This window comes from bacterium (genome assembly GCA_024226335.1).
GTDB lineage: Bacteria > Myxococcota_A > UBA9160 > SZUA-336 > SZUA-336 > JAAELY01.
Genome location: JAAELY010000366.1, coordinates 1 through 4,562, shown reverse-complemented (window position 1 = coordinate 4,562; position 4,562 = coordinate 1). Strand labels below are relative to the sequence as shown.

The window sequence follows — 4,562 nt, the reverse complement described above, 5'->3', positions numbered from 1 at the left end:
TACCTGGACGCCAGCGCGCTGGTCAAACGCTATGTCGCCGAGCCTGGATCGAGCGCGGTCGAGCAAGCCATAGCCGCCGCGGAAGCTGCTGGCACGACGATGATCAGCCGCGTCGAGGTGGTCGCCGCATTTGGTAGAGCATTGAACGGTGAGAAGGACGAGAAGGACGAGAAATCTAACGGTTGGGCGTAAAGACGCCTTACGCGCCTCAGCGCGTACCCACGCCGGCGGTGTGCTTCTGTTTGTGCTTGGGACCGGGGCGGATGCCTTAGACCCGCTCACCGAGGGCTCCCAAGTCGAGCTCGCGGAGGCCGGCGCGACGGCTGCCACGGCTGCCACGGCTGCCTGGCAACCCTTGGCAAGAGTCGGAGCAGGCGACTAGACTAAAAAGTGGGGTGCTGTCGATGACTGGAGAGCGAACGGAAGGACTGAGAGAGAAGATCGTGTCGATCCTCGGCGGGTTGAGTGATGGGTGCATCTCCCCCTCGGCCTACGACACGGCATGGATCGCGCGGATACCCGCGCATGGGAATCCCTTGCGCCCGATGTATCCCCAATGTCTCGAGTGGGTGCTGAGCCGCCAGCTTCCCGATGGGTCGTGGGGCTGTGCGGAGCCCGAGTACTGCCACGACCGCTTGATCTCGACTCTCAGCGCGATCGTGGCCCTCCGGTCGTGGGATGCTGGAGCGGTCTGCGTCGAGCGCGGAATGGCGTACGTCGAGCGCAATCTGCCGCGCCTGTCCGAAGAGAGCATCTCCACAGTCGGTTTCGAGCTCATCTTTCCCACGCTCGTTGAATCCGCTCGCCAAGTGCGTGTGCAGTGGCCGGCTGTCGACGCCATGATGTCGGGTGTCGCCGAGAGACGGCGACGCAAGATCGCTCTTCTCGAGAGGCACCTCTATGCCGCCCCTACGACCATCCTTCATTCTCTGGAGGGTTTTTCGGACGCAGATAGGCTCGATTTCGAACAGATCCTGAGGCTGCAGGCCCAAAACGGATCGTTCCTCAACTCTCCGGCCGCGACTGCTTTCGTCTTCATGCAGACCGGGGACTCGAACGCGCTGGCCTACATTGACGGCCTCCTCCAACGTTTTGGGGACTGCGTCCCGGTCACCTATCCACTGGATCTCTTCGAACGCCTCTGGGTGCTCGACAACTTGGCGTTCCTCGGCATAGACGGGTTCTTCCGAGAGGAGATCCGGCCGCACCTCGAGTACATACGGCGTCACTGGTCGGAGTGCGGCATGCCCTGGGGACGAGACGTCCAAGTCCCCGACCTGGACGACACCGCGGTCGCATTCAAGATCCTGCGTCGCGAGGGCGAAGACCTCTCCGCAGAGGTGTTCGAGAAGTACCGGGACGGGGATCGATACGTGTGCTTTGCGGGCGAGCTGGACACCTCGTTCAGTCACATGTTGCATCTCTACGAGGCATCGGAGCTGGGAGACGAGGAGGAGCTGCGCGTTGCAGAATCCATCTGTCGCGAGTTTCTCGTTCGGAGCGTCGAGGAGGGCGAGCTCGACGACAAGTGGTACGTCTCCAGCGGGAACGAGCAGCTGGTCCGCTACCATCTCGATCGACGAGCGGGACGGTACTCGCCGAGGGAGGAACGCGCCGCGGGGTTCGAAGCGTATCGAAACGGAATCCTCGATCGAAAGTGGATCGAGAAAGTCATCTACAGCTTGCCGAACGTGGACGACCCCATCTATCTCGAGTTCGCGGAGTCGGTGTCTGCCGAGGGGTGAGGCCAAGCATGGAACCTGTGCTCTCCGCCGAGCGGATCGACCAACTGTCGGGTGAATACGCGCATCTGAAGGCGAGTATCGACGAGTGGATCGCACGGTTCCGGCTTCGTTTTGCGCAACAGGACGCGATCGTCCACTCGCTGTGTTTCGGGGCGGTGTACAGCGTGCCCGGCGAGCGATATCTGATCGCACAGCAAATGCTGGTGAAGGAGTCGCTTTTCCACTTCGTCGTCGACGATGCGATCGACGACTTCAAGGGAACGCTGGCGGACGTGCATGAGTTCACCGAGCGACTGCATAGGTTCATCCTCGAGGGCCGCGTCGACGAGCACCCTGTCGCCTCGGAGCTCGTGGGTCCGCTCGATGCAGCGCGACGAGCGATCGAGTCCGTGCGGGGAGAATTGAGGGGCCTCGTGAGGAGCGAACGAATCCTCGACTACTGGGAGGGACTGGTGTCGGAAACGGTGGCGATGATGTATCGGGAGGCGTTGCTGCGGGCTGGGGAAATCCGGATCGGCAGCCAGGAATACCTCGAGATCGGAGAGCTCTCGATCTGTGCGAAGCCGACCCTTCTCGCCATGTCGATCGCGCTTGACGAGCCGGCGGTCTGCGACGAGCTCGAACGCTACATGCACTGCATCCAGGTCTCGGGCCGCATTATGCGCCTCGCAAACGATATCCGCTCCCACCTCCGCAAGCCGGCGGACGTCGTCAACATGGTCGCCGTTCTCGACCAGGAGCGACGAGTGCAACGCGGGAACCCGAAAAGCCCTAGCATCCAGCAGGTGCGAGCCAGCATTCGATCGTCGCAGGGCGAGCTGGCGGCGCTCTTGGAGCAGTTGGAGTCGGCGAGTCAGACCGCCAAGAGCATGATCTGGAACCTGTCCAGCATCAACGTCCGGCTCTACGAGCACCAGGACTATCGCGATAGCCAGCCGCTGGGTTTCGCGGCGGCATGGGCAGCGCTGCAGGCACCCAGTACGGGTCAAGGATGCGATCGTACGCCGTGATCACCGAAGTGCACGAGCTTCGGCTGAGGTGCGGCATCAGATATGGCCGCAACTGAAGTCCACGCTCGCTACGAGACTCTCAGAGAGAGGCACACTGGCCGAGGTCCCTGATTCACAATGGCCGAGAGGTCCCTGGTACCGTGATCTGATCGGCAGCACCATCGAGCTGACCTGCGACATCCAAGGTCGTGGACCCTGGACGGCTCCCCGCCAGCGCGGGTGCCGGCCGCTGGAAGGATCGGATGGTGGCCGGAGTATAGCGACAAAAAAACGGGGGCTCGAAAGCCCCCGTTTTTCAATGCCGAAGCCAAAACGCGGTTTTGGCTTCTCGAAGATCCGCGGCGGTGCCACCCCCCTCGGTCACCCCCCTCGGTCACCCCGGTGGCCCCAGTGACCTCGACGAGGACGCCGTCCTTTTCTCGGGAATGAAGCGCGCTGCCCGGGTTGGCGCTGACCGGGTTGGGCGCTGACCGGGTTGGGTGGCACCCAGATCCCGGTGAGGAGATCTCGGAAGAGCGTAAGCAGCGAGCGATCATCGAATGCGCGACGGCTCATGGCCTGAGCCGCGGCGACGGGCCGACCGATGCGCCAGCCGGGTGAGCGCAAGTCCGCCTCCGTGCGCCACCGAAGGCGGTCTTGCAGGTCGAAGTCCGTTCATCGCCGCGTCCTTTGCCGAAAACAACGGCCCGATCGCGCTCTTCGCCGCGTCCCTGATCAAAAACAACGCTGGTAGGGCTGCGATCGTCGCGCACTTTCCAAAAAGGACGACCCTTCGCCCATCCAAGCCCCGTACTGTGCCGATTTCAACGCCTGTTGCACGCCGTCCATCGCGCTGAAAACGGCAAGGGCGAGATGGCGGGCGCGGGACATGCGTCCAGAACGGTAATGGCAACTTCGCGAGCGCGGGACATGCGTCCAGTGTGGCAAGGGCAACTTCGCGAGCGCGGTCCATGCGTCCACAGCGGCACCGGCGTGGGTATGCGGCAGGTCCAGGGGGGTGATGTCGTCCCTGGTGACATCATCGCCGCGGTCTATCTTCTACTCCGAGGGCGGAATCGCTATCTGGCGGAGAAAAGTGTGCCGTCGTAGCCATCTGGTGGCGATGTCTGTGATGATGCCACGCGCGCGCGCTCCATCGCTGGTTGATACTCCGCTGCCAGCAAGCGGGCGCACGCAGGAATCATCGCCATCGTCGCAGCTCGCCGCCCTCGGCTTGATCATGGCCGGCGCCGCGTCTGCTGCGCGGAATCGCAAGGATCGCAATCTCGGCCGTGATTTCAGATCGCGCGGACGGAGAAGGTGGCACCGTGGGTGATGCCCTGGGTGATGCGGGCGTTGGAAGGATTGGCCGGGTTGGGGCGGGTGGGGAGTGTGGGAGTGCGGAGCCCAGGCTGAGGCTCCCGGCGAGGCTCCCGGCTAGGCTCCCGGCGCGACCCTGATAGAAAGCGGGGCTGGACGCGGGCGCGAGCCGGCAAACCAGCCGGGCGTGTCCCGCGCCGCAAGGAGGCAGCATGCACGTAAGGACCACGGTCAAGGCTGGTCACGGGCCGGTGTTCATTCCCCACGGTTGAAAGGCCACCGGGCTCCGGAGCAGTGCCTTCATCAGGTTGACTCCTCCCGACGTTGGCCAGCCTTACTGTTCCCGGTTGGTCCGTCTGGCGGTCACCGCCGGCGGCATGCAAACCCTCGATCGCCGGCCGGCATCTCATCTCCGGACCCGATCCGGCATGCCCGGAGCGCGGTAGGACGGATCAAGGAACCCCCATGGACACAATCTGGCAAGACGTACGGTACGCACTTCGGACGC

At 63.6% G+C, this 4,562-nt stretch carries 3 protein-coding genes; all 3 read left to right on the top strand.

All coding sequences use genetic code 11. The features are described from left to right. Positions 1-192: type II toxin-antitoxin system VapC family toxin (locus GY725_19110; protein ID MCP4006296.1), on the top strand; the 192-nt coding region annotated here is incomplete at its 5' end. 251 nt (positions 193-443) lie between these two features. Beyond that, positions 444-1,745, top strand: coding sequence for a hypothetical protein (locus GY725_19105; protein MCP4006295.1), 1,302 nt, complete (start codon positions 444-446; stop codon positions 1,743-1,745). Positions 1,746-1,753: 8 nt separating this feature from the next. Continuing rightward, positions 1,754-2,755, top strand: a complete 1,002-nt coding sequence (locus GY725_19100) for a hypothetical protein (GenBank protein MCP4006294.1) — start codon at positions 1,754-1,756, stop codon at positions 2,753-2,755. The last annotated feature ends 1,807 nt before the right edge of the window (positions 2,756-4,562 follow it).

Coding starts and splice junctions, on each gene's coding strand:
- GY725_19100 (MCP4006294.1), top strand. CDS start 1,754: ATGGAACCTGTGCTCTCCGCCGAGCGGATCGACCAACTGTCGGGTGAA.